Annotated in this window: 18 protein-coding genes; 15 read left to right on the forward strand and 3 right to left on the reverse strand. The window is 44.2% G+C overall.

The features are described 5' to 3' along the window. Positions 1-39: 39 nt before the first annotated feature. The 8 genes from C8N29_RS04345 (at position 40) to murB (ending at position 6,385) form a co-directional block, all read left to right on the forward strand. Positions 40-663 (forward strand): MotA/TolQ/ExbB proton channel family protein, encoded by a 624-nt coding sequence (locus C8N29_RS04345; protein WP_107864819.1) that lies wholly within the window; start codon positions 40-42, stop codon positions 661-663. An 8-nt stretch (positions 664-671) separates the two neighbouring features. Further along, positions 672-1,097 carry an ExbD/TolR family protein gene (locus C8N29_RS04350; protein WP_107864820.1) on the forward strand — a complete coding sequence of 142 codons (426 nt, stop codon included), beginning with the start codon at positions 672-674 and terminating at the stop codon, positions 1,095-1,097. After that, positions 1,097-2,848: a lipid A export permease/ATP-binding protein MsbA gene (msbA, locus tag C8N29_RS04355; protein ID WP_107864821.1), complete on the forward strand. Its 1,752-nt coding sequence runs from the start codon at positions 1,097-1,099 to the stop codon at positions 2,846-2,848. Before C8N29_RS04350 ends, msbA begins: the two co-directional genes overlap by 1 nt. After that, the gene (gene lpxK / locus C8N29_RS04360; RefSeq protein ID WP_107864822.1) at positions 2,845-3,843 is read left to right on the forward strand and encodes a tetraacyldisaccharide 4'-kinase; all 999 of its coding nucleotides are present in this window, start codon (positions 2,845-2,847) and stop codon (positions 3,841-3,843) included. Before msbA ends, lpxK begins: the two co-directional genes overlap by 4 nt. Next, the gene (locus C8N29_RS04365) at positions 3,836-4,021 is read left to right on the forward strand and encodes a Trm112 family protein (protein WP_107864823.1); all 186 of its coding nucleotides are present in this window, start codon (positions 3,836-3,838) and stop codon (positions 4,019-4,021) included. Before lpxK ends, C8N29_RS04365 begins: the two co-directional genes overlap by 8 nt. A 3-nt stretch (positions 4,022-4,024) precedes the next feature. Continuing rightward, a complete protein-coding gene (gene kdsB / locus C8N29_RS04370; RefSeq protein WP_204509270.1) occupies positions 4,025-4,804 on the forward strand; it encodes a 3-deoxy-manno-octulosonate cytidylyltransferase in 780 nt (259 codons plus the stop codon). Further along, on the forward strand, positions 4,797-5,303 hold the full coding sequence (locus C8N29_RS04375; RefSeq protein ID WP_107864825.1) for a low molecular weight protein-tyrosine-phosphatase: 507 nt from the start codon (positions 4,797-4,799) through the stop codon (positions 5,301-5,303). Before kdsB ends, C8N29_RS04375 begins: the two co-directional genes overlap by 8 nt. Before the next feature lie 71 nt (positions 5,304-5,374). Beyond that, positions 5,375-6,385: a UDP-N-acetylmuramate dehydrogenase gene (gene murB / locus C8N29_RS04380; protein WP_107864826.1), complete on the forward strand. Its 1,011-nt coding sequence runs from the start codon at positions 5,375-5,377 to the stop codon at positions 6,383-6,385. Positions 6,386-6,616: 231 nt separating this feature from the next. Here the strand turns inward: murB and C8N29_RS04385 are convergent, their stop codons facing one another. Further along, positions 6,617-9,838, reverse strand: a complete 3,222-nt coding sequence (locus C8N29_RS04385; RefSeq protein ID WP_107864827.1) for an Rne/Rng family ribonuclease — start codon at positions 9,836-9,838, stop codon at positions 6,617-6,619. A gap of 619 nt (positions 9,839-10,457) precedes the next feature. On the opposite strand from C8N29_RS04385, the gene rluC reads away from it, so the two are divergent. The 3 genes from rluC to sppA are packed head-to-tail and all read left to right on the forward strand — an operon-like array spanning position 10,458 to position 13,042. Continuing rightward, entirely contained in the window at positions 10,458-11,420 is a 963-nt protein-coding gene (gene rluC, locus C8N29_RS04390) for a 23S rRNA pseudouridine(955/2504/2580) synthase RluC (protein ID WP_107864828.1), read from the forward strand. After that, the gene (locus C8N29_RS04395; protein ID WP_107864829.1) at positions 11,407-12,054 is read left to right on the forward strand and encodes an HAD family hydrolase; all 648 of its coding nucleotides are present in this window, start codon (positions 11,407-11,409) and stop codon (positions 12,052-12,054) included. Before rluC ends, C8N29_RS04395 begins: the two co-directional genes overlap by 14 nt. Positions 12,055-12,094: 40 nt before the next feature. Further along, positions 12,095-13,042, forward strand: a complete 948-nt coding sequence (sppA, locus tag C8N29_RS04400; protein ID WP_107864830.1) for a signal peptide peptidase SppA — start codon at positions 12,095-12,097, stop codon at positions 13,040-13,042. A gap of 23 nt (positions 13,043-13,065) precedes the next feature. On the opposite strand, the gene C8N29_RS04405 is transcribed toward sppA, so the two are convergent. Further along, complete coding sequence (locus tag C8N29_RS04405; RefSeq protein ID WP_107864831.1) at positions 13,066-13,638, reverse strand: TetR/AcrR family transcriptional regulator; 573 nt, start codon at positions 13,636-13,638, stop codon at positions 13,066-13,068. A gap of 168 nt (positions 13,639-13,806) precedes the next feature. Here C8N29_RS04405 and fdxA point away from each other — a divergent pair, with 168 nt between their 5' ends. The 4 genes from fdxA (at position 13,807) to C8N29_RS04425 (ending at position 18,363) form a co-directional block, all read left to right on the forward strand. Further along, a complete protein-coding gene (gene fdxA, locus C8N29_RS04410; protein ID WP_107864832.1) occupies positions 13,807-14,145 on the forward strand; it encodes a ferredoxin FdxA in 339 nt (112 codons plus the stop codon). A gap of 104 nt (positions 14,146-14,249) precedes the next feature. Beyond that, positions 14,250-15,035, forward strand: coding sequence for an alpha/beta fold hydrolase (locus C8N29_RS04415; protein WP_170106887.1), 786 nt, complete (start codon positions 14,250-14,252; stop codon positions 15,033-15,035). Between the two features lie 12 nt (positions 15,036-15,047). Continuing rightward, positions 15,048-17,402 (forward strand): molybdopterin-containing oxidoreductase family protein, encoded by a 2,355-nt coding sequence (locus C8N29_RS04420; protein ID WP_107864834.1) that lies wholly within the window; start codon positions 15,048-15,050, stop codon positions 17,400-17,402. Between the two features lie 19 nt (positions 17,403-17,421). After that, positions 17,422-18,363 carry a haloalkane dehalogenase gene (locus C8N29_RS04425; protein ID WP_107864835.1) on the forward strand — a complete coding sequence of 314 codons (942 nt, stop codon included), beginning with the start codon at positions 17,422-17,424 and terminating at the stop codon, positions 18,361-18,363. Between the two features lie 38 nt (positions 18,364-18,401). Here the strand turns inward: C8N29_RS04425 and C8N29_RS04430 are convergent, their stop codons facing one another. Beyond that, positions 18,402-19,238 carry a metal-dependent hydrolase gene (locus C8N29_RS04430; RefSeq protein WP_107864836.1) on the reverse strand — a complete coding sequence of 279 codons (837 nt, stop codon included), beginning with the start codon at positions 19,236-19,238 and terminating at the stop codon, positions 18,402-18,404. Positions 19,239-19,474 lie beyond the last annotated feature (236 nt).

A 19,474-nucleotide genomic window follows, 5' to 3' on the forward strand; every position in this document is an offset into this window, starting at 1 on the left:
CAGACCAGCCATAATAAATCATCAATTGAGGACAATCGTGTGTGGGAATTAGTTAAATCTGGTGGTTTGTTAATGATTCCATTACTGTTGGCATCCGTATTGGCATTAGCTATTTGCCTAGAGCGGGCATGGGCATTACGCATGTCACGTGTTGCCCCTGCCAATTTGCTGGCAGAGGTGTGGAGCTGGATTCGTAATAAAGAGCTGAATGCCGATAAACTGCGTCAGCTCAAAGCTAATTCTCCATTAGGAGAAATTTTGGCCGCAGGCTTATTAAATTCACGACATGGCCGCGAAATTATGAAAGAGGCCATCGAAGAAAAGGCGAATGTCGTCATTCACCATTTAGAGCGCTATTTGACCTTGTTGGGAACTTTGGCGATGATTTCGCCACTGTTGGGTTTATTAGGCACGGTTGTGGGGATTATTGAGGCGTTTATGGCGATTAACAGCTCAGGCATGGGTGACCCCGCCTTATTAGCCAGTGGTATCTCTAAAGCGCTCATTACGACAGCAGGTGGATTATTTGTTGCGATTCCAGCCATGATTATGCACCGTTATTACCTACGTCACATTGCGACGATGGCGGTAGAAATGGAACAACAAGCCATTAAATTAGTTGATATCGTTCACGGTGACCGTGAAGTTGATTTCCAACCATAGGTCGCTGTATGAAATTTCGTCGTCCTCAAGCCGAAAACTTAGAAATTAATTTAACGCCTTTAATTGATTGTTTGTTGTTTTTAATTATCTTTTTGATGATTTCAACCACCTTTAACAAGGCGAGTAAATTACAAATAGTCCTACCAGAAGCCAAAGGTGATGCCGCAAAACCTTCTAAAGCCAAATCGATTGAAATTGGTGTCAGTGCAGGCGGTATCTATACCATCAATGGTCAAGAATTGGCAGTAAAAGACCCTAAACAATTACAAAGTGCCATCGAAAAAGTCAGTGAAGGCAAACGAGATTTACCCTTTATCATTGCCGCAGACGGTAAGGCAAGTCATCAAGCGGTGATTACCGTGATGGACGTGGCAGGGCAAATGGGTTTTGTCAATTTAAGTATTAGTACGCGTGTCAGCAGTGAGAACCCCTAATGGCAGATAAAACAGGTTGGTTAGCCTATAAACGATTATTAGGCTATAGCAAAGCCTATTGGGGAGCATTTGCATTAGGCGTATTGGGGTTTATTTTGAATGCCCAAACCGAATGGGCAGGCGCACAACTGATTAAATTTGTCATTGATGCCATCCAAAATAAAAGCCAAGCCGACAAAAATCTATTTCCCTTGTTTGTGATTGGAATTTTCTTTTTACGTGGCGTAGGCACATTCATGGGAAGTTATTATCTCTCCCTTGTTGCGCGTAATGTCGTGTATCAACTCCGCAAAGAGTTATTTGCTAAGCTCTTGGTCTTGCCCAACCAGTATTATCATCTGCATTCTGCAGGCCATCTCAGTGCCAAACTGATTTATGATGTTGAACAAGTCACCGAAGCTGCGTCTGAAGCCTTAAAAACCTTAGTACGCGAGGGTTTTGTGGTCATTGGTCTGCTCGGGTATTTGTTTTATACTAACTGGCGTTTGTCTATTTCCTTATTAATTATTGGTCCTATTGCTGCAGGTTTAGTGCGTAAAGCCAGCAAACGCTTTCGCATGTTATCGCATAAAATTCAACACACGATGGGTGACGTGAACCATATCGTCAATGAAACCATTAATGGTTTTGCGGTCGTCAAAAGTTATGGTGGTCAAGCCTTTGAACAACAACGTTTTGAGCAAGCCTCGCGTGAGAATCTCAAACAAAGTATGAAAATGGTGGTAACAGCCTCGTTAAATACCCCCATTATTCAATTTTTAATGGCCGTTGCGATGGGCTTTGTCATTTGGTTGGCCTTGCAGCCGCACATTTTAGGGGATGTATCTGCGGGTGAGTTTGTGGCTTACATTACCGCAGCAGGTCTGTTATCTAAACCTGTGCGCTCATTGACGGACGTGAATTCTAAAATTCAAAAAGGCATTGCTGCCGCACAATCCGTCTTTGAGTTGCTTGATAGCCCTGTAGAGCCTGACCACGGCCAATATCAAGCCTCACGCGTGCGTGGTGATTTAGAGTTTAAGCAAGTCTCTTTTAGCTATCCGACAGGCGAGCGCGTGTTACATGACATTAACTTGACCATTCCTGCGGGTAAAACGGTTGCCTTAGTCGGGCGTTCGGGGTCAGGCAAAAGTACCTTAGTCAGCTTATTGCCGCGTTTTTATGAGTTAAACGAAGGCCAAATTTTATTAGATGGTCAACCGTTATCTGACTACACTTTAGCCAGTTTGCGTGAGCAGGTAGCCAACGTTAGCCAAAAAGTGGTCTTATTTGATAATACGATTTTGCATAATATTGCCTATGGCTCATTGGCTAACAAATCTTTTGCTGAGGTAGAAGCGGCAGCTAAAGCGGCCTATGCCCATGAATTTATCGAAAAATTGCCCGAAGGTTATCAAACCCGTGTGGGGCAAGACGGTACGCAATTATCGGGCGGCCAACGTCAGCGTTTAGCCATCGCTCGTGCGTTATTAAAAGATGCGCCCATTTTGATTTTAGATGAAGCCACCTCTGCGTTAGATAATGAGTCTGAGTTTTATATTCAAGCGGCTTTAGAAACCATCATGCAGCATCGAACAACGCTGGTGATTGCCCATCGTTTGTCTACTATTGAGAAAGCGGATTTGATTGTGGTTTTAGAAGCAGGACGTATTGTGGAGCAAGGCACACATGCCGAGTTACTTGCAAAGGCGGGTTTATATGCACAATTACATAGCCGTCAATTTGCAGAAGATGAAGATTTGCCATCATGAGTCAAGCCCTTGTACAAGCGTGGTATCAAGGGCATTGGGCATTAACGTTATTGCGCCCCTTGTCTCTCGTATATCGGGTCATCAGTACAGTACGACGTTGGGGATATAGACAAGGTTATTTACGCAGTGAGCGGGCAGCACTGCCTGTCATTGTGGTGGGTAATATCACCGCAGGGGGGACAGGTAAAACGCCGTTGACCTTGGCTATCGTACGTTATTTACAAACACAAGGTTATCGTCCTGCTATCGTTAGCCGCGGTTATGGTGGTAAAACCGTTTATCCTGCCTTAGTGACAGCCCAGAGCCATGCGTCTGAAGTAGGGGACGAGCCGTTGTTGATGGCTCAGTTAAGTGGTGTACCCGTCGTTGTTGCGCCTAAACGTATGCAGGCGGTGCAGTTAATTGAACAACAACAATTAGCCAACGTGATTGTCTGTGATGATGGTTTGCAGCATTATGCTTTAGCACGCGATATAGAAATTGCGGTGATAGACGGTGAACGTGGCTTGGGCAATGGCCGATTACTCCCCGAAGGGCCGTTACGAGAGCCAAAATCGCGTTTAGCGGAAGTCGATTTTATCGTAGTGAACGGCTCAACTAACCGTTGGCCAGCCAGTTATGCGATGCATTTGGTACCTCAAGGGTTGACGCGTGTGGGTGAGCATGCGTATCTCCCGCCGAGTCCCCCAGCGTCAGTGCATGCCGTCGCAGGTATTGGTAATCCAGCGCGCTTTTTCGCGACGGTGAATCAACTTGGGTTTAGCAGTATTAATCATGCCTTTGCTGACCACCACCCCTTTATTGCCCAAGATTTGGCCTTTAATGATGATTTAGCTATTGTGATGACGGCAAAAGATGCGATTAAATGTCAGCACTTTTCAGCATTAAATTTGTGGCAATTACCCGTACATGCACAGTTAGACCCTGCTTTTTTTCAACAATTGCATCAGCGTTTAACTGAGTGCCAAATAAAATTGAGTCATAAACATGATTGATAAAAAACTAATCGCTATTTTAGTTTGTCCCATTTGTCAGGGCAGTTTGAGTTATAATGCCAACCAACAAGAACTTATTTGTAAGGTAGATGGTTTAGCCTATCCTATTCGTGATGATATTCCTGTGATGTTGGAAAGCGAAGCTCGTCCTTTAACACTCGAAGAAAAATTAGGCTAAATCATGACTAACTTTCATGTAGTGATTCCCGCTCGTTATGCCTCAAGCCGTTTGCCCGCCAAACCGCTAGCAGATATTGCAGGCAAACCCATGGTTGTGCATGTTTATGAACGTGCGCGTTTAAGTGATGCCCAGTCGATTATTATTGCGACAGATGACGAGCGTATTGCCGAGGTAGCCAAAGCCTATGGTGCTCCTGTGGTGATGACGGCCAGCCAGCATCCATCAGGCACTGACCGCTTGCAAGAAGTAGCAACAATCATGGGGTGGTCAAGTGATGACATTGTTGTCAATGTACAAGGTGACGAACCACTAATTCCGCCCACTTTAATCAATCAGGTGGCGGCAAATTTAGCAGCCCACAGTCAAGCAGGCATCGCCACTTTGGCCGAGCCTTTACATGATGTTACGCAATTAACTAACCCGAATGTGGTTAAATTAGTGCGTGATGTCCACAACATGGCGCTGTATTTTAGTCGCGCTCCCATGCCGTGGGCACGCGATGCGTTTAGTGAGGCCATCACTGCCTTACCAAACCCCGAATTATATATGCGGCATCTAGGAATTTACGCTTATAGAGTCGCTTTTTTGAATGCCTATGTGCAATGGCCACCCGCCTTATTAGAACAAGTAGAAGCGCTAGAGCAACTACGTGCTTTATATTATGGCGTTAAAATACATGTTGATTTAGCCTCGGTAAATTTGCCCGCTGGCGTAGATACCTTAGCCGATTTAGAACGTGTGCGAGAAATTTTTAAGCAGGGTTTACACGAGAATGTCTGACAAAATTAAAGTTTTATTTGTATGTTTAGGCAATATTTGCCGCTCTCCCACCGCCGAAGGCGTTTTTAGAACGATGGTCGAAAAAGCAGGCTGGCAAGAGATGTTCCATATTGACTCAGCCGGTACAGCCGCTTTTTATGTGGGTGAACCACCTGATCGTCGCGCACAAAAACATGCCAAAGCCAGAGGATATGACCTATCTAAATTAAGAGCACGCTTTATTTCCCCGCAAGATTTCAAAAAGTTTGATTATGTACTGGTGATGGACAGAAAAAACTTGGCTGAAATGGAAAAAGTGCAAAAATATTGCCGAGACGCAACGGCAAAATTGCAGTTATTCTTAGATTATCATCCCACAAAGGCAGCTCAAGAAGTCCCCGACCCTTACAACGGCGGCGATAAAGGTTTTGAGCAAGTCTTAGACTTAATTGAACCAGCGGCTGAAAACTTACTTAAAACCTTATTGGCACAAAAAGGCCTTACCAACAGCAGTTGTTAAGTGCTATTAAAACGAGGCGCTCCACAGAGGAACGCCTTGTATCTTCATCTTTTTAGACCAGTACTCTGTCCATGTTTTTAGAAAACGTCTCTCTCCAAAAATATCACAGTTTTGCCTTGGCGACACAAGCGCGTTTTTTGTGGACAGTCAACCGTGTGGAGCAATTACAACAAGCATTGCGTACGATAACTGCCAAAAATCTGCCTGTATTTATATTGGGGGGAGGTAGTAACGTTATTTTTACACAGAATTATGCGGGCTTGATATTGTGTCCTCAGTTAAAGGGTATACGTTATCAATATGTCAACCACACTCAGGTCTTGGTTGAAGCAGCGGCAGGTGAAAACTGGCATGATTTTGTGCAATATTGTTTAGCTAAGGGTTGGTATGGTTTAGAGAATTTATCACTCATTCCTGGCACGGTAGGGGCAGCGCCCATTCAAAATATTGGCGCTTATGGGGTGGAGATTAAAGATTGTTTTGCTAGTTTAACTGCGATACATCGTCAGACGGGGCGAAGCCAAGAATTTAGCTTACACGATTGTCAATTTGCCTATCGTGACAGCGTGTTCAAGCAACACTTAAAAGACCAGTTTGTTATTACCCATGTCCGTTTTTTGTTATCTACCCAATCACTTGTGAAAACACAATACGGCGATATTGCTGCACGCTTAAGTTCATGGCATATCACACAAGCCACCCCGCAAGATGTGGCACGCGCTATTATTGCTATCCGTCAGCAAAAATTACCAGACCCCGCTCACATCGGTAATGCAGGCAGTTTTTTTAAGAATCCTGTGGTGACGGAAGCGCATTTTAATCAACTCAAAGCACAGTATCCGCACATTGTGGCTTATCCACAAGCACACGGTGTTAAGTTGGCTGCAGGCTGGCTAATTGAACAAGCAGGCTGGAAAGGACAAAATTTAGGGCAAGCAGGCGTCTACGAAAAACAAGCCTTAGTCTTAGTCAATCGCGGTGCCGCAACAGGACAAGAAGTGATGGCATTAGCTCGGCAAATTCAAGACAGTGTGTGGGCTAAGTTTATGGTTGCTTTAGAGATTGAAGTGAATTTGCTCTAACTTAAGTTCGGGATAAGCCTAGGGCTTTTTAGTTGAAATATTACTGTTTAGGGCTTGAAATAATTTCTATATAAAACTCAAGAAATTAACATTTTTGTATCCCGAACTCTGGTTACTCTAAGTGCAGCGTATCCATTCATGGACAGTGTTTTTCTTATCCCTCAAGTTGTTTAAGCGGCAACGTCAAAAATAGTATAAAAAAACGGGCTTACGCCCGTTTTTTATCTGCTTTTATTTTTCAGTCAGCGCCTGCTGTTTTTTCTGCGCACTCATAAAGGCAGCAACAACCTCTGCCCCTGTGACAACTTTGGCATCAGGCATAAACGCGGCAATAAATTCACCGACGGTATACCATGTTGTAGTGACAGGTAAATTGGGAGTCTCTACGACGGCAGATTCAGGTTCAATCGCTTCGGCTGTCACGGTGGGTGTATCCACGACAGTTGTATCGGCTGTAGTCTCAGCAACAGGTGTTTGCTCACTCAGCACTGTCTCAACGGTAACGACTTCAGGTGTCGTCACTGCTGCGGCCTGTGCAATCGCTGCAGCAATCTCTTGCTGTTTCTTTTGCGCAGCCATAAACGCGCTGACGATGTCTGTACCTGTTTCAATATTGGCATCAGGCATAAATGCCAAAATGAACTCGCCAACGGTACGCCATGTCGCAACAGGCATGACGGGGACAACAGCCGTAGCTTGTTGTGCTTGTGCAGCCGCCAAGGCAGCTAATTCTTCAGCCAAGCGCTCGGCGGCTTCTTTTGCTGCTTGTTCTGCCAGTACACGTTCCGCTGCTTCACGAGTTGCGCGCTCGGCGGCTTCACGTTCACGACGACGGCGCTCGCGCGGGTCATTCGCTGCGCGTTGTGGGGCAGTTGAGGTATCGTTCTCGGGTGTGACAGTTGCTTCAACTACCGCGGGTACTACTGTCTCTTCAATAACAGACGTAACGAATGTAGTCTCTGCAGCGGCGCTATTATTTGGCACTGCTTCAGAGGCCGCAAGTACGTCAGTCACTTGCTCGGCAACGGTATCAATAGTCAAACTATGGATGATGACGGGCTCAATATTGTCAACCACGACCGTATTAACAGGGCTGTCGGGTGTGTCGGTACTGATGGTTTCTACCGATGACACGGTTTCAGGGACTGTTTCACTGATGATAGGTGTTTCTGCCACACTTAATGTAGGCGCTTCAACTAAGCCCGCATCAACCAAGACCTGTTGGTCACGTTCACGCGGTGGACGCTGACGACGGTTATAGCCATGACCATTTTGACGGTCACGACGACGACGTTGTTGTGGCTCTTCTAACGATACTTCGTGGTTAATCACTTCTTCAACAATCGGAGCAGCAATTTCTACAGGCACTTCTGCGCGGACAGGACGTTCGGCTCGTGGTTCGCGTTGTGGACGTGGCTCACGTTGTGGACGTGGTGCTGGTTCACGCTCAGGTGCGCTGACACGGGCATTTTGGTTGTCTCGTGTTTCGTTGTTGTCATGACGTAGATTAGGACGTTCACGGACAGGACGTGTGCTTGGGCTAAACTCGTTATTGTCCGTACTTTGACGTTGAGGGCGTGCATCGCGCATAGGGCGTTGTTCGCGTGGGGTGTATTCGTCACGCGGTAGACGTGGCTCACGTACGGTACGTTCTTGAGGCTCTTCAACCACAGGTAGCGTAGGGGCTAATTTGGTCTCAATCGCATAGGTGTTTTCGGGTTGGCCATTAAATAAATTGGCAAACCACGCGTAAAATCCTTTACGGCTATCGGTATCGCTTGGGCGTTTTTCTTCTTTCGCCATCGCGGGGGCATGCCGCGGAGCAGGTGCTTGTGTATCGGGTTGAATCATTTTGACGGCCGCTTCTTGACGACGGACGGTCGCTTTTTCTTCACGACTATATAGACCATTATCCTCATGCACAGCATGGAAGTTTTCTACTTGCTGGAATGACGGCGGAGTTTCAAAGTCATCGTCCATCTGGTCATCGCGCAGACGAGACACTTCGTAGTGTGGCGTTTCCAAATGTGGGTTCGGGAGAATAATAATGCGTACACCACTGCGAGCTTCTAAAGCAGTGATTGCGGCACGCTTTTCGTTTAATAAGAAGGCCGCTACTGTCACGGGCACTTGTGCCTGAATTTCTGCACTGCGGTCTTTTAAGACCTCTTCTTCAATCACACGCATAATAGACAAGGCTAAAGAGCGTACATCACGAATGACGCCTGTCCCATTACAACGTGGGCACACCAAACCTGTTGTTTCTTCTAACGAAGGACGTAAGCGTTGACGTGACAATTCTAATAGACCAAAGCGTGAGATACGGCCAATTTGTACCCGCGCTCTGTCCATGGCTAAGGCATCACGTAGTTTATCTTCAACCATCCGTTGGTGTTTAGGTGGCGTCATATCAATAAAGTCGATGACAATTAAGCCACCAATATCACGCAAGCGTAATTGGCGCGCAATTTCCTCAGCCGCTTCTAAATTAGTATTTAATGCGGTTTCTTCAATATCGCCCCCTTTGGTAGAACGGGAGGAGTTGATATCAATAGACACAAGCGCTTCGGTGGGGTCAATAACAATAGAGCCGCCTGATGGTAATTTGACTTCGCGCTGATAGGCGGTTTCGATTTGGCTTTCGATTTGATAACGGTTAAATAAAGGCACCGCATCACGATACAATTTAATTTTGTTTTGATAATGCGGCATTACTTGACGCACAAACTCAATGGCTTGGTTATAAGCAGCTTCGCTATCAATGAGAACTTCATTGATGTCATCACGCAAATAATCACGAATAGCGCGAATAATCACATTGGATTCTTGGTAAATCAAAAAGGGGGCACTGCTTTGTGCGGCTGCTTGGGTGATAGATTTCCACAAAGTTAATAAATAATCTAAATCCCATTGTAGTTCTTCTGGGCTACGACCCAGACCAGCAGTGCGTACAATCACACCCATATCGGCAGGAATGGTAATGGAGTTTAGTGCTTCTTTGAGTTCTTCGCGTTCTTCACCTTCAATACGACGCGAAATACCGCCCGCACGCGGATTGTTTGGCATTAATACTAAATAACGACCTGCTAAGGAAATAAAGGTCGATAAAGCAGCGCCTTTGTTGCCGCGCTCTTCTTTTTCGACTTGGAGAATAATTTCTTGGCCTTCTTGAATGGCATCACGAATGGTGACACGGCCAACATCGCGGGGATTACGATTAAAGTACTCGCGTGCGATTTCTTTTAAGGGTAAAAAACCATGACGGTCAGCACCAAAATCGACAAAGGCTGCCTCGAGGCTTGGCTCGACGCGGGTGACACGGCCTTTGTAAATATTGGCTTTCTTTTGGACGCGGGAGTGATGTTCTAAGTCAAAATCGTATAAACGTTGGCCATCGACCAGTGCAACACGCGTTTCTTCGGCATGTGTTGCATTAATTAACATGCGTTTCATAGATGAATGTCACCTAAATAAGTGACATCTACATTGGGCGTAGAGAAACGATGGCTCATCAGTGGCCAGCCAAACAATACGTTTGGGCTAAAAATAAATTTTGGGCGTTAGTCGTGATGAGACTAGACGCAGTAGCAAACCGTCATGCGGAGTTGCTAAAAAATTCGTTTCAATCCGTCCACAATATAGAAGTCAGTGGAGTTTTTACAGCCTAATTGGCTATCTTTATTGACTTACGCGGCAATGTGGTCTTTGTGCGTATAAACCTTACAGGCACAAACGAAATGAAGAGATGCGTGCGTAAGTCGCTATATTTGAGCATAAACAGCGCGAGGCGTTATTTAATCGCTCATTGTCGAGTGATGGGGGCGGTATTCCGCTGCATAAAAGCCCATACAAACACGCAATTTACCTATATAATCCGTTCGCCATTGGCTAACACCGAGATAATTAGCGTCTCAGGCTGCTAGATGATTCAACGCGAACAGTTGGCAATGCTGACTATAACAGACTCTGCGCAAAGCTCACACACTTTTTATGCCCAGCACAGATATAAGTTTGTTATCGAATGTTTATTAAGCGACTGTTTTTTCTTATTGAGCAAGATATAAGCAATTTTATGACTGAACAACACAGTAACCAACAAGTTCGTCTACTCACGGTGAGTGAACACGACGAAGGCCAACGTCTGGATAATTTTTTAATTACCGCGCTTAAAGGTGCACCTCGTACCTTAGTCTATCGTATTGTTCGTAAAGGCGAAGTGCGTGTGAATAAAGGGCGTAGCAAGCCAGAATATCGGTTACAAATAGGCGATGTGGTACGTATACCACCGATTCGTTTAAGTGAAGAAAGTCCTGCTATTACACCCAGCCCGCAATTATCTCAGCACCTTTCGAATCGTATTATTTATCATAAAGATGGCATTATTGCGCTTAATAAACCTTCGGGTTTAGCGGTACATGGGGGGAGTGGTGTTGCTTATGGCGCTATTGAAGCCTTACGTGCCATTTACCCTGACAAAGAGTTTTTAGAGTTGGTACATCGTTTAGACCGTGATACCTCGGGTTTGTTAATGATTGCCGATAAACGCAGTGTTTTACGCGTGTTACATGAACAATTACGCGATGGCAAAATGCAAAAAGTATATGTTGCTTTGTTAGCAGGCCGTCTCAAGGGCGGGCATCACAAAGTTACCGCGCCTTTAGATAAAAATAATTTAGCCTCTGGTGAGCGTGTCGTGCGTGTCTCTCGAGAAGGAAAAGCCGCAGAAACCCATTTTCAGGTTATTGAGCGCTTTGCCAACTGTACCTTAGTTGAGGCTCGGCCATTAACAGGTCGTACGCATCAAATTCGAGTTCATGCGCAGTTTTTGGGGCATCCGATTTTGGGTGATGACAAGTATTGCTCTAACGAAAATAATAAATGGGCAAAAGAACAGTTGGGCTTAAATCGTTTGTTTTTACATGCACGCGATTTGACCTTGGCCATGCCTAATCAACCTGACCCTTTAACATTACATTGTCCTTTAGCTCCTGAATTAGAAGGTGTTGTGCAGAGGTTACGAGATGTCAGCGTATAAACTGGCTATTTTTGATTGGGACGGTACCTTGATGGATTCGGTAGCGCATATTGTGGACAGTATGCAGCAAGCCGCTTATGCCGTTGGAGAGCCTGTTCCTGCGAGTGCAGAGGTACGTCATATTATTGGTTTGGGGTTACCAGAGGCAATAGCTCAGCTTTTTCCTCATGCCAAACCCCATACTCATGAAGCGATTAGGCAGCAATATGCACAGCATTTTTTAGCACATAGTGCCAGTCGTAGCCAATTATTTGCGGGAGCTGAGGCTTTATTAGCACAGCTTCGTCAACAAGGGTATTTATTGGCGATTGCGACAGGTAAAAGTCGTTTAGGTCTCAATCGGGTCTTGGCACAAACGGGGATTGGACATTATTTTGTCGCTACCCGTTGTGCAGATGAAACAGCGTCTAAACCTGACCCCCAGATGCTAAAAGAACTATTGGCCTATACAGGCGTCTCTGTCGACCAAGCAGTGATGATTGGGGATACCAGTTATGATTTAGGCATGGCACAAACCTTGTCTATGCCGCGTATTGGCGTATCCTATGGCGTACATGGTGTAGAGGTTTTGCAGACTTATCAACCGTTGGCGATTGTTGATAGCTTATACCAGCTACACGACTATTTATGGTAATAATAGAGTCTGTTGACTTAAAGCAAGATAAGGAACCAGTATGAGTGATAATGGCCGCGAATGGCAAATTCTTGAAAAAGCTGTCATGGCATCGGTAGATGAGCAACGTAAAGCCAGACGCTGGGGGATTGTCTTTAAGATACTTACGTTTATCTATATTTTAGTCATTATTATTATGGTGTCGTCACCCAGTAAGCACAAAGGCAGCGCCATAGATAGTTCAGGTACACACTTAGCGGTTGTCGAGGTGAATGGTGAGATTGCCGATGACAGTGAAGCCAACGCGGATGATATTATTGCAGGTCTAAATGATGCGTTTACAGCGACCAACAGTAAAGCAGTCGTTTTACGTATTAATAGTCCAGGTGGCAGTCCTGTTCAGTCGGCGTATGTATATGATGCGATTCGTCAATTAAGAGCAGAGCATCCGAATAAAAAACTGTATGCAGTGATTACCGATTTGGGCGCATCGGGTGCTTACTATATGGCATCTGCCGCTGACCAAATTTATGTCAGTCCAGCCAGTTTAGTGGGGTCGATTGGCGTAATTATGCAGGGGTTTGGTGTACAAGGTCTTACACAAAAAATTGGTATTGAAGACCGTACCATGACCGCAGGTAATCATAAGGCAATTATGAACCCGATGGCGGCTGTTAGCCCAGAAGAAAAAGCCCATGTCCAAAAACTGTTAGATACCATGCATCAGCAATTCATTACGGCTGTCAAACAAGGACGTGGCCAACGCTTAAAAGAAAATCCAGATATTTTTTCGGGTTTATTTTGGACTGGCCAACAAGCAGTCGAGTTAGGCTTAGCCGATGGGTTTGGTTCGGTCAAAACGGTCAATAAACTGGTTGGGACTGACGAACAAGTGAATTATACAACCAAGAAAAATCCGATGGATGATTTTATTCGTAAATTGGGGGCAAGCATGGGCGAAACCATTGCCGCCAAATTAGAGCTTGGTAATGATTTGAAAGTACGTTAAGTTCTGTTTTTTTGGTCAAAGGTTTAGGAGTTAACCGCCCCTAAACCTCCCTCGCTCATCATGAGCAATATATTTTTACACGACTCCAATAATATCTGCTGTTGCTCACCAGTCGGCATTGCCCTAGCCAAATTAACCGCGCCCACCGTCATTGCCAATGTCGCCCATGCCAGTTGTGGATTTGCCAAATGCGTATTTAAGGTGTGATGAATTTGCGCTAAACCGTCAGCAAAGGTCTGTTTGATTGCTTCATCCGCACGACTCACTTCCGTTGTTAAAGAAGGCAACGCGCAGCCCAAAGCAGGAAAATTCAGGTGTAATTGACTCAGGTATAGGTCTAAAAAAGATTCAGTAGAGGCATTAGCTAGGTTCGTTTCGAGCAAGTGCTGTGATTTTTTCAATTCTTGACGAATAATTTCTAATAGCAGTTCATCTTTAGATGAAAAATGATTATAAAAAGCGCCTCCTGTTAAACCAACAGTCGCCATTAAACTATCTACTCCTGTGGTGGCAAAGCCATCTTGTTTGGCTAATGCACCTGCCTTTTCAATCAATGTTTGCCGAGTTTCTGCTTTATGTTTGGCGGAATAACGCATGATATTTCTCAAACTTTTTGGTTATTTTAGCTGACGACCGTTTACTCATAAAACCATTATTTGGCTTTTAATGCTGTAGTTTTCTCTTTTTCAGCCAATTGACAAGTGATATTTTATAAATTAACGTCCGTTTAGTAAACGTTCGTTTATTAAGAATGAGGCAATATCATGGCATTTGTGGTCTTAGAAGAGTGTATTCAATGTAAACACACCGATTGTGTAGCCGTCTGTCCTGTTGATTGTTTTTATGAAGGGCCAAATTTTTTGGTGATTAATCCTGATGAGTGTATTGATTGTGCTTTATGCGAGCCTGAATGTCCTGTTGATGCGATTCGTGCCGAAGAAGAAGTACCAGATACACAACAGCATTTTATTGTCTTAAATGCCGAGTTGGCTAAACATCCGAATTGGACACAAATTACCGAGCCGAAAGTAGCCTTACCTGAGCACGCGCAATGGAAAGGCGTAAAAGGTAAATTGGCGCACTTAGATAGAAATGGGGCGTGATAGCTTGTAGTAGATGTCACCAACGCATAAGTCCTGTTGTGGGCAGGACCTCTAAACGTATGATGCTGATATACGACAAAAGCCATTTAAGAGGAAGAATAACCATGAGTCAGAAAAAACAAGCATTATCTGTTTATAGTGAGGGACAAGGCGAACAAACCATTTTAATGATTCATGGTTGGCCTGATACCTACCGAGTATGGGATGAACAAGTCGCGGCTTTTTCAGCTAATTATCGTTGTTTACGAGTCACCTTACCGAATTTTGATAGTCAAGGAGCGCGTCAAACTTATCGTTTTGACGAAGTGGTGACAATGATTAATCAAGTGGTTGAGGAGTATTCGCCCAATAAACCCGTCATATTATTAATTCACGATTGGGGTTGTGTGTTTGGTTATCAGTTTTATCGGCAATATCCGCATAAAGTTAGCCATTTAATTAGTTTAGATATTGGTGATGCCTTATCTAAAGACTACTTAAAGTCATTAAAAGCCTATCAAGCCTTAATGATTGTGACTTATCAGCTTAATTTAGCGGCGGCATGGTTTTTACCTGAAGCTGTGGGTACCACATGGACAAAAGGCATTGCCAAACTCTTGCAGCAGCCAACACCCGCCGAACCTGTGCACCGTGGCATGAATTATCCCTATTTTCAAACGTGGTTTAAACCGATTAGTGATCCTGTAAAACCCTTTAGCATCGTGCCAGATTGTCCGATGTTATATGTGTATGCCAAGCGTAAACCTGTGATGTTTCAGTCTAAACAATGGTTAGAACAAGTCGCTGCCAAACAAGGTAATCAAGTGGTGGCGATGGATGCTGGACATTGGCTAATGCGCGAACAAGCATCTGCCTTTAATGCCTTAGTGTTGAATTGGTTATCAAAATAAGAGGATATTCCCATGACCGCAGCTCAGGTTTTTAATGGCGCAGTTAATGTGCCAACAAATGCAAGCAATTTAGCAACCGCTTGTGCCTTGTGCTCACATAATTGTGGCTTACGTGTCGATGTGGCCGATAACAAAATTGTTGAAGTTCGCGCCGATGATGACCATCCCTCAACCAAAGGTTATTCTTGTAATAAAGCCTATGCCATTGCCAACTATGTCAACCATGCCCAACGCGTGACACAACCGCTCAAAAAATTAGCTGATGGCAGTTTTAAGGCAATTAGTTGGGATACAGCAATTAGCGAAATTGCCGAAAAATTGAATCATATTCGTAAAAATCATGCACCACGCAGCATTGCTTTTGCAGGGTTGGGTGGGCAGGGTAATCATTCCAGTGGTTTGGCGGCTATTCCGTTAATGTATGGCATTGGCACACCCATGGTGTTTACCGCGTTAGCCCAAGAAAAAACCCAACATTGGCTCAATGATAGACGCATGATTCGTGGTACAAATGATATTTATCTCACCGCAGATAAACATCATGCCAAATTTATGCTGTTACTGGGCACAAATCCGCATATTAGTAATCAAGGGGCTAATCCTAAAGAAGCTTTAAAACAATTATTTAGAGATTCTGAACGGCGTATGGTGGCGGTTGACCCACGTATTACTGAAACCACACGTTTAGCCGACCGTCATTTACGCATCAAACCTGCCAAAGATATTTATTTGCTCTTAGCCATTGCAGCAGTTTTAGTGCAAGAAAACTTAGTGGATAAACCCTTTATTGAGCAGCACAGTGTTGATTATCAGCGACTTGCACAATTATTTAGCACCGTGAATGTGGCAGAAATGGCACAACGTTGTGGCTTAAACGAAGAAGATGTTCGTTTAACCGCACGCGAATTTGGCCAAACCAAACCTGCTTGTATTGCCTTAGACTTAGGCATCGAGCATTCATCACATAACACCTTAACATCTTATTTAGTGCGCGTGTTATTGGTAATGACGGGTAATTATGGCCGCAAAGGTGGCAATATTTTTGTGCAATTATTTGGCCCAAATATGCCCTATTGGTCAACGATGACCAAAGCTTTAGAGTCTTCTATCGAGTCAATTCCTGCTTTATTACCGATTCCACAATTACCACCCGCCATTATTCCCGAAGAAATTTTATCGCAGCATCCTGACCGTATCCGTGCCTTGATTTGTGATGGAGCCAATCCAATTGCCAGTTATCCTGATACCAAACGTTTTAAAGAAGCCTTTGCTCAGTTAGATTTATTGGTGGTGATTGACCCAGCCATGAGCGAAACCGCACAAATGGCCGATTATGTTTTGCCCAGTTGTACAGGTTATGAAAAATGGGAATTTTCGATTTTTCCTAAGGATATTATTGCGCCACAAGTACGCCCACCTGTGGTTAATCCTATCGGTGAAGCCTTACCTGAAGTAGAAATTTATTATCGTTTGGCACGAGCGATGGGCTTAGTGGGGGCAGCACCAAAATTTTTGCATCGTTTAGCTAAACAAGCACGTAAACCGTTAATGACACCTGCTTATTTAGCCGCAGTAAATAGTTACGCCTTAGCCAGTAGCAAATTGCAAGGTGTTGGTTCTATTGTTGCCCGTTCGGCTTTTTTAATGTACGAAACCTTAGGTAAAACCTTGCCTAATCCGATGTTGGCGTATATTTGGTTATTGACTTTAGGTTATGCAACCACACGTCGTGACCAAGTCATTCGTGCCTTGCCTGAAGCCAAAGCGATGCTTAATCCTTTTGCGTTAACAGAGTATTTATTTGCCAAAATTTTGGCTAATCCACAGGGCGTTTTATTAGGCCATTATGAAATAGAGCATAATTTTGAATATTATTCGAAACATCAAGATGGCAAAATTCGTCTATATTTTGCTGATTATGCTGAGGATTTAAGTCGTTTGATTGCTCAAGATGTAGAGCCTGACGAAAAAGATTATCCTTTTGTCTTAAATGGTGGATTAAGAACAGGTTTTACCGCCAATACCATTATGCGTGACCCGAGTTGGCGTAAAGGACGTGCTATTCATGCCTCGTTATATATGTCCGAAGCCGATGCCGCCGCTCTAAATGCCAAAGAAGGCGATTTAGTCAAAATTAGCTCCAAACGTTCTTCGGTGATTGCACCTGTTAAAGTCGATAAAAATACCTTAACAGGCCATTTGCATTTACCTAATATTTTAGGGCAGTATTATCCTGATCCAGTCACAGGCGAATTAAAAGCCAACGGTATTGCCATTAATGAGTTAGTTGATTTAACCGATAGAGACCCTTATACAGGTTGTCCGCATACCAAACGGATTCGTTGTAAAGTGGAATTGGTCAATTAAAATAAAAACGAGGAATCCTATGCGTTATTTAAGAACGCCAGATAGCTGTTTTGTCAACTTACCTGAGTATCCCTTTGCACCACATTATCTGATGGTTGACGATACCGAAGGTGGCCAATTGCGTATGCACTATCTTGATGAAGGTGAGCGCCAAGCGCCTGTGGTGTTAATGCTCCATGGTGAGCCAAGCTGGAGTTTTTTATATCGCAAAATGATTCCTTTAGTGGTTGCGGCGGGCTATCGGGTGATTGTGCCAGATTTAATTGGATTTGGTCGTTCTGATAAGCCTACCGAACAAAGCGATTATAGTCATAGTCGGCATATTTTTTGGGTGGATAGTTTATTAAAACAATTACAACTCAAAGATATGGTGTTGGTGTGCCAAGATTGGGGTGGGTTGATTGGTTTACGCTTGGTGGCAGAGCAGCCTGAATTATTTGCAGGGGTGGTGGCAGCCAATACCATGTTGCCAGCATTTCCGCTAAAACATCCCAATTTACGAACCGCATTTAGCAAATGGCAACAACTTAAAGCCACCGTGGGTTTTGGCAGTTGGTTTAGTTTTTCCCAATTATATCCCTCATGGACAGCCGCCTTTGTGATTAATTTAGGTACGGCTTTGCGTTTATCACCAGCAATTAAAGCGGCTTATAATGCACCTTATCCTGACCAAACGTATATGGCAGGGGCGCGAGTTTTTCCACGTTTAGTGCCCAGCGAAATGAAGCAAAATAGCCGAGCATGGAAAAAATTGATGACCTTTGATAAACCTTTTTTATGTGCTTTTAGTGATAAAGACCCGATTATGTCATCAATGGCGGGAGTTTTCCCTGCCTTAGTGGCGGGATGTCGCGGCCAATCTCATACTACCATTTATAATGGCGGCCACTTTTTGCAAGAAGACCAAGGTGAGCAGTTAGCAAACGTCGTGATTGCCTTTATAAAACAAGCGATTAGCTAAGACTGCGCCATTAACAGCACAAATTATGTCTTATACCATTAAGCAGCGACTGCTAACTGTGCATATGCTCGCGAGAGATAGCGGCTATTATCATCTTGCCAAGGGTGAAAATCGGCTTTGAAATAGTTAAAGTATTCTTTAATCGCAGGTTGTAATAAGCCTTTGTAACCCAATAAACGCCAATAGCCGCGTACGACTCGCCACGGTTGTTTGCGTAGTACCCCATCTTGCCTCAAAAACTGCCACGTAAAATAGCCACTAAAAGCCAATAGATACAGTGTGCCTAAGACCATCACTGTATTTTTCTCAGTCATTTTTTGGTGACTAATCTCTTTATATAAATCAAAGGCAACGGCTTTATGTTCCGTTTCTTCAATCGCATGCCATAACCATAAGCTACGAATACTAGGATGAATCATGGCTAATTGTTGGGGATGCTCTAATAAGGTTTTTGCTAACACGGCTGTAATATGCTCTAGTGCAGATGTAATCGCCAGTTGTTCACGCGGAGTCAGTCGTAAACGTCCACCTTTTAATAATTTACTGGAGACGCGTTCGGTACGCTGAACGAGTTTTTCGTAGCCTTGTGTGGCTAAAAATTGGTTATAGGCTGCATGTTCACGTGAATGAAGGGCTTCTTGGCCAATAAATCCTGAAATATCTTTTTGGCGCTGCGGGTCATCTACTTTATCGCGGAAAGCACGAACGCTGTCTAAAAAGAAACGCTCACCTTCAGGAAAGGTGATTGATAGTACATTCAAAAAATGCGTGAGCACTGGGTCATTGGCAAACCAATAACGTGGAATATCCTGATTAAACGCGAATTGTAGATGACGGGGTTTAATGGTGATATGTGCAGGGGTTAAAGTCGGCATGTTTGGCCTCCAAGCGGCAGCAGTAGCGCGCTAGAATTTAAGAGTAAGTCATTTAATTTTGTTGTTTGTTGGACGATATGCAGGTATCTTAGATGGGTATTAGCGGCGTATATAGTCTCTTGGGGACAATTTTTAGTCACTTCAGGACATTTTGCAGGCTAAATACAAACAGCATACGTGTCATCATGGATAACGTCGGTCATTTTTGCACAAGCCTCTGACAATCCTGATGGCAT

This window comes from Agitococcus lubricus, from assembly GCF_003051055.1.
In the GTDB taxonomy this organism is placed as follows: domain Bacteria; phylum Pseudomonadota; class Gammaproteobacteria; order Pseudomonadales; family Moraxellaceae; genus Agitococcus; species Agitococcus lubricus.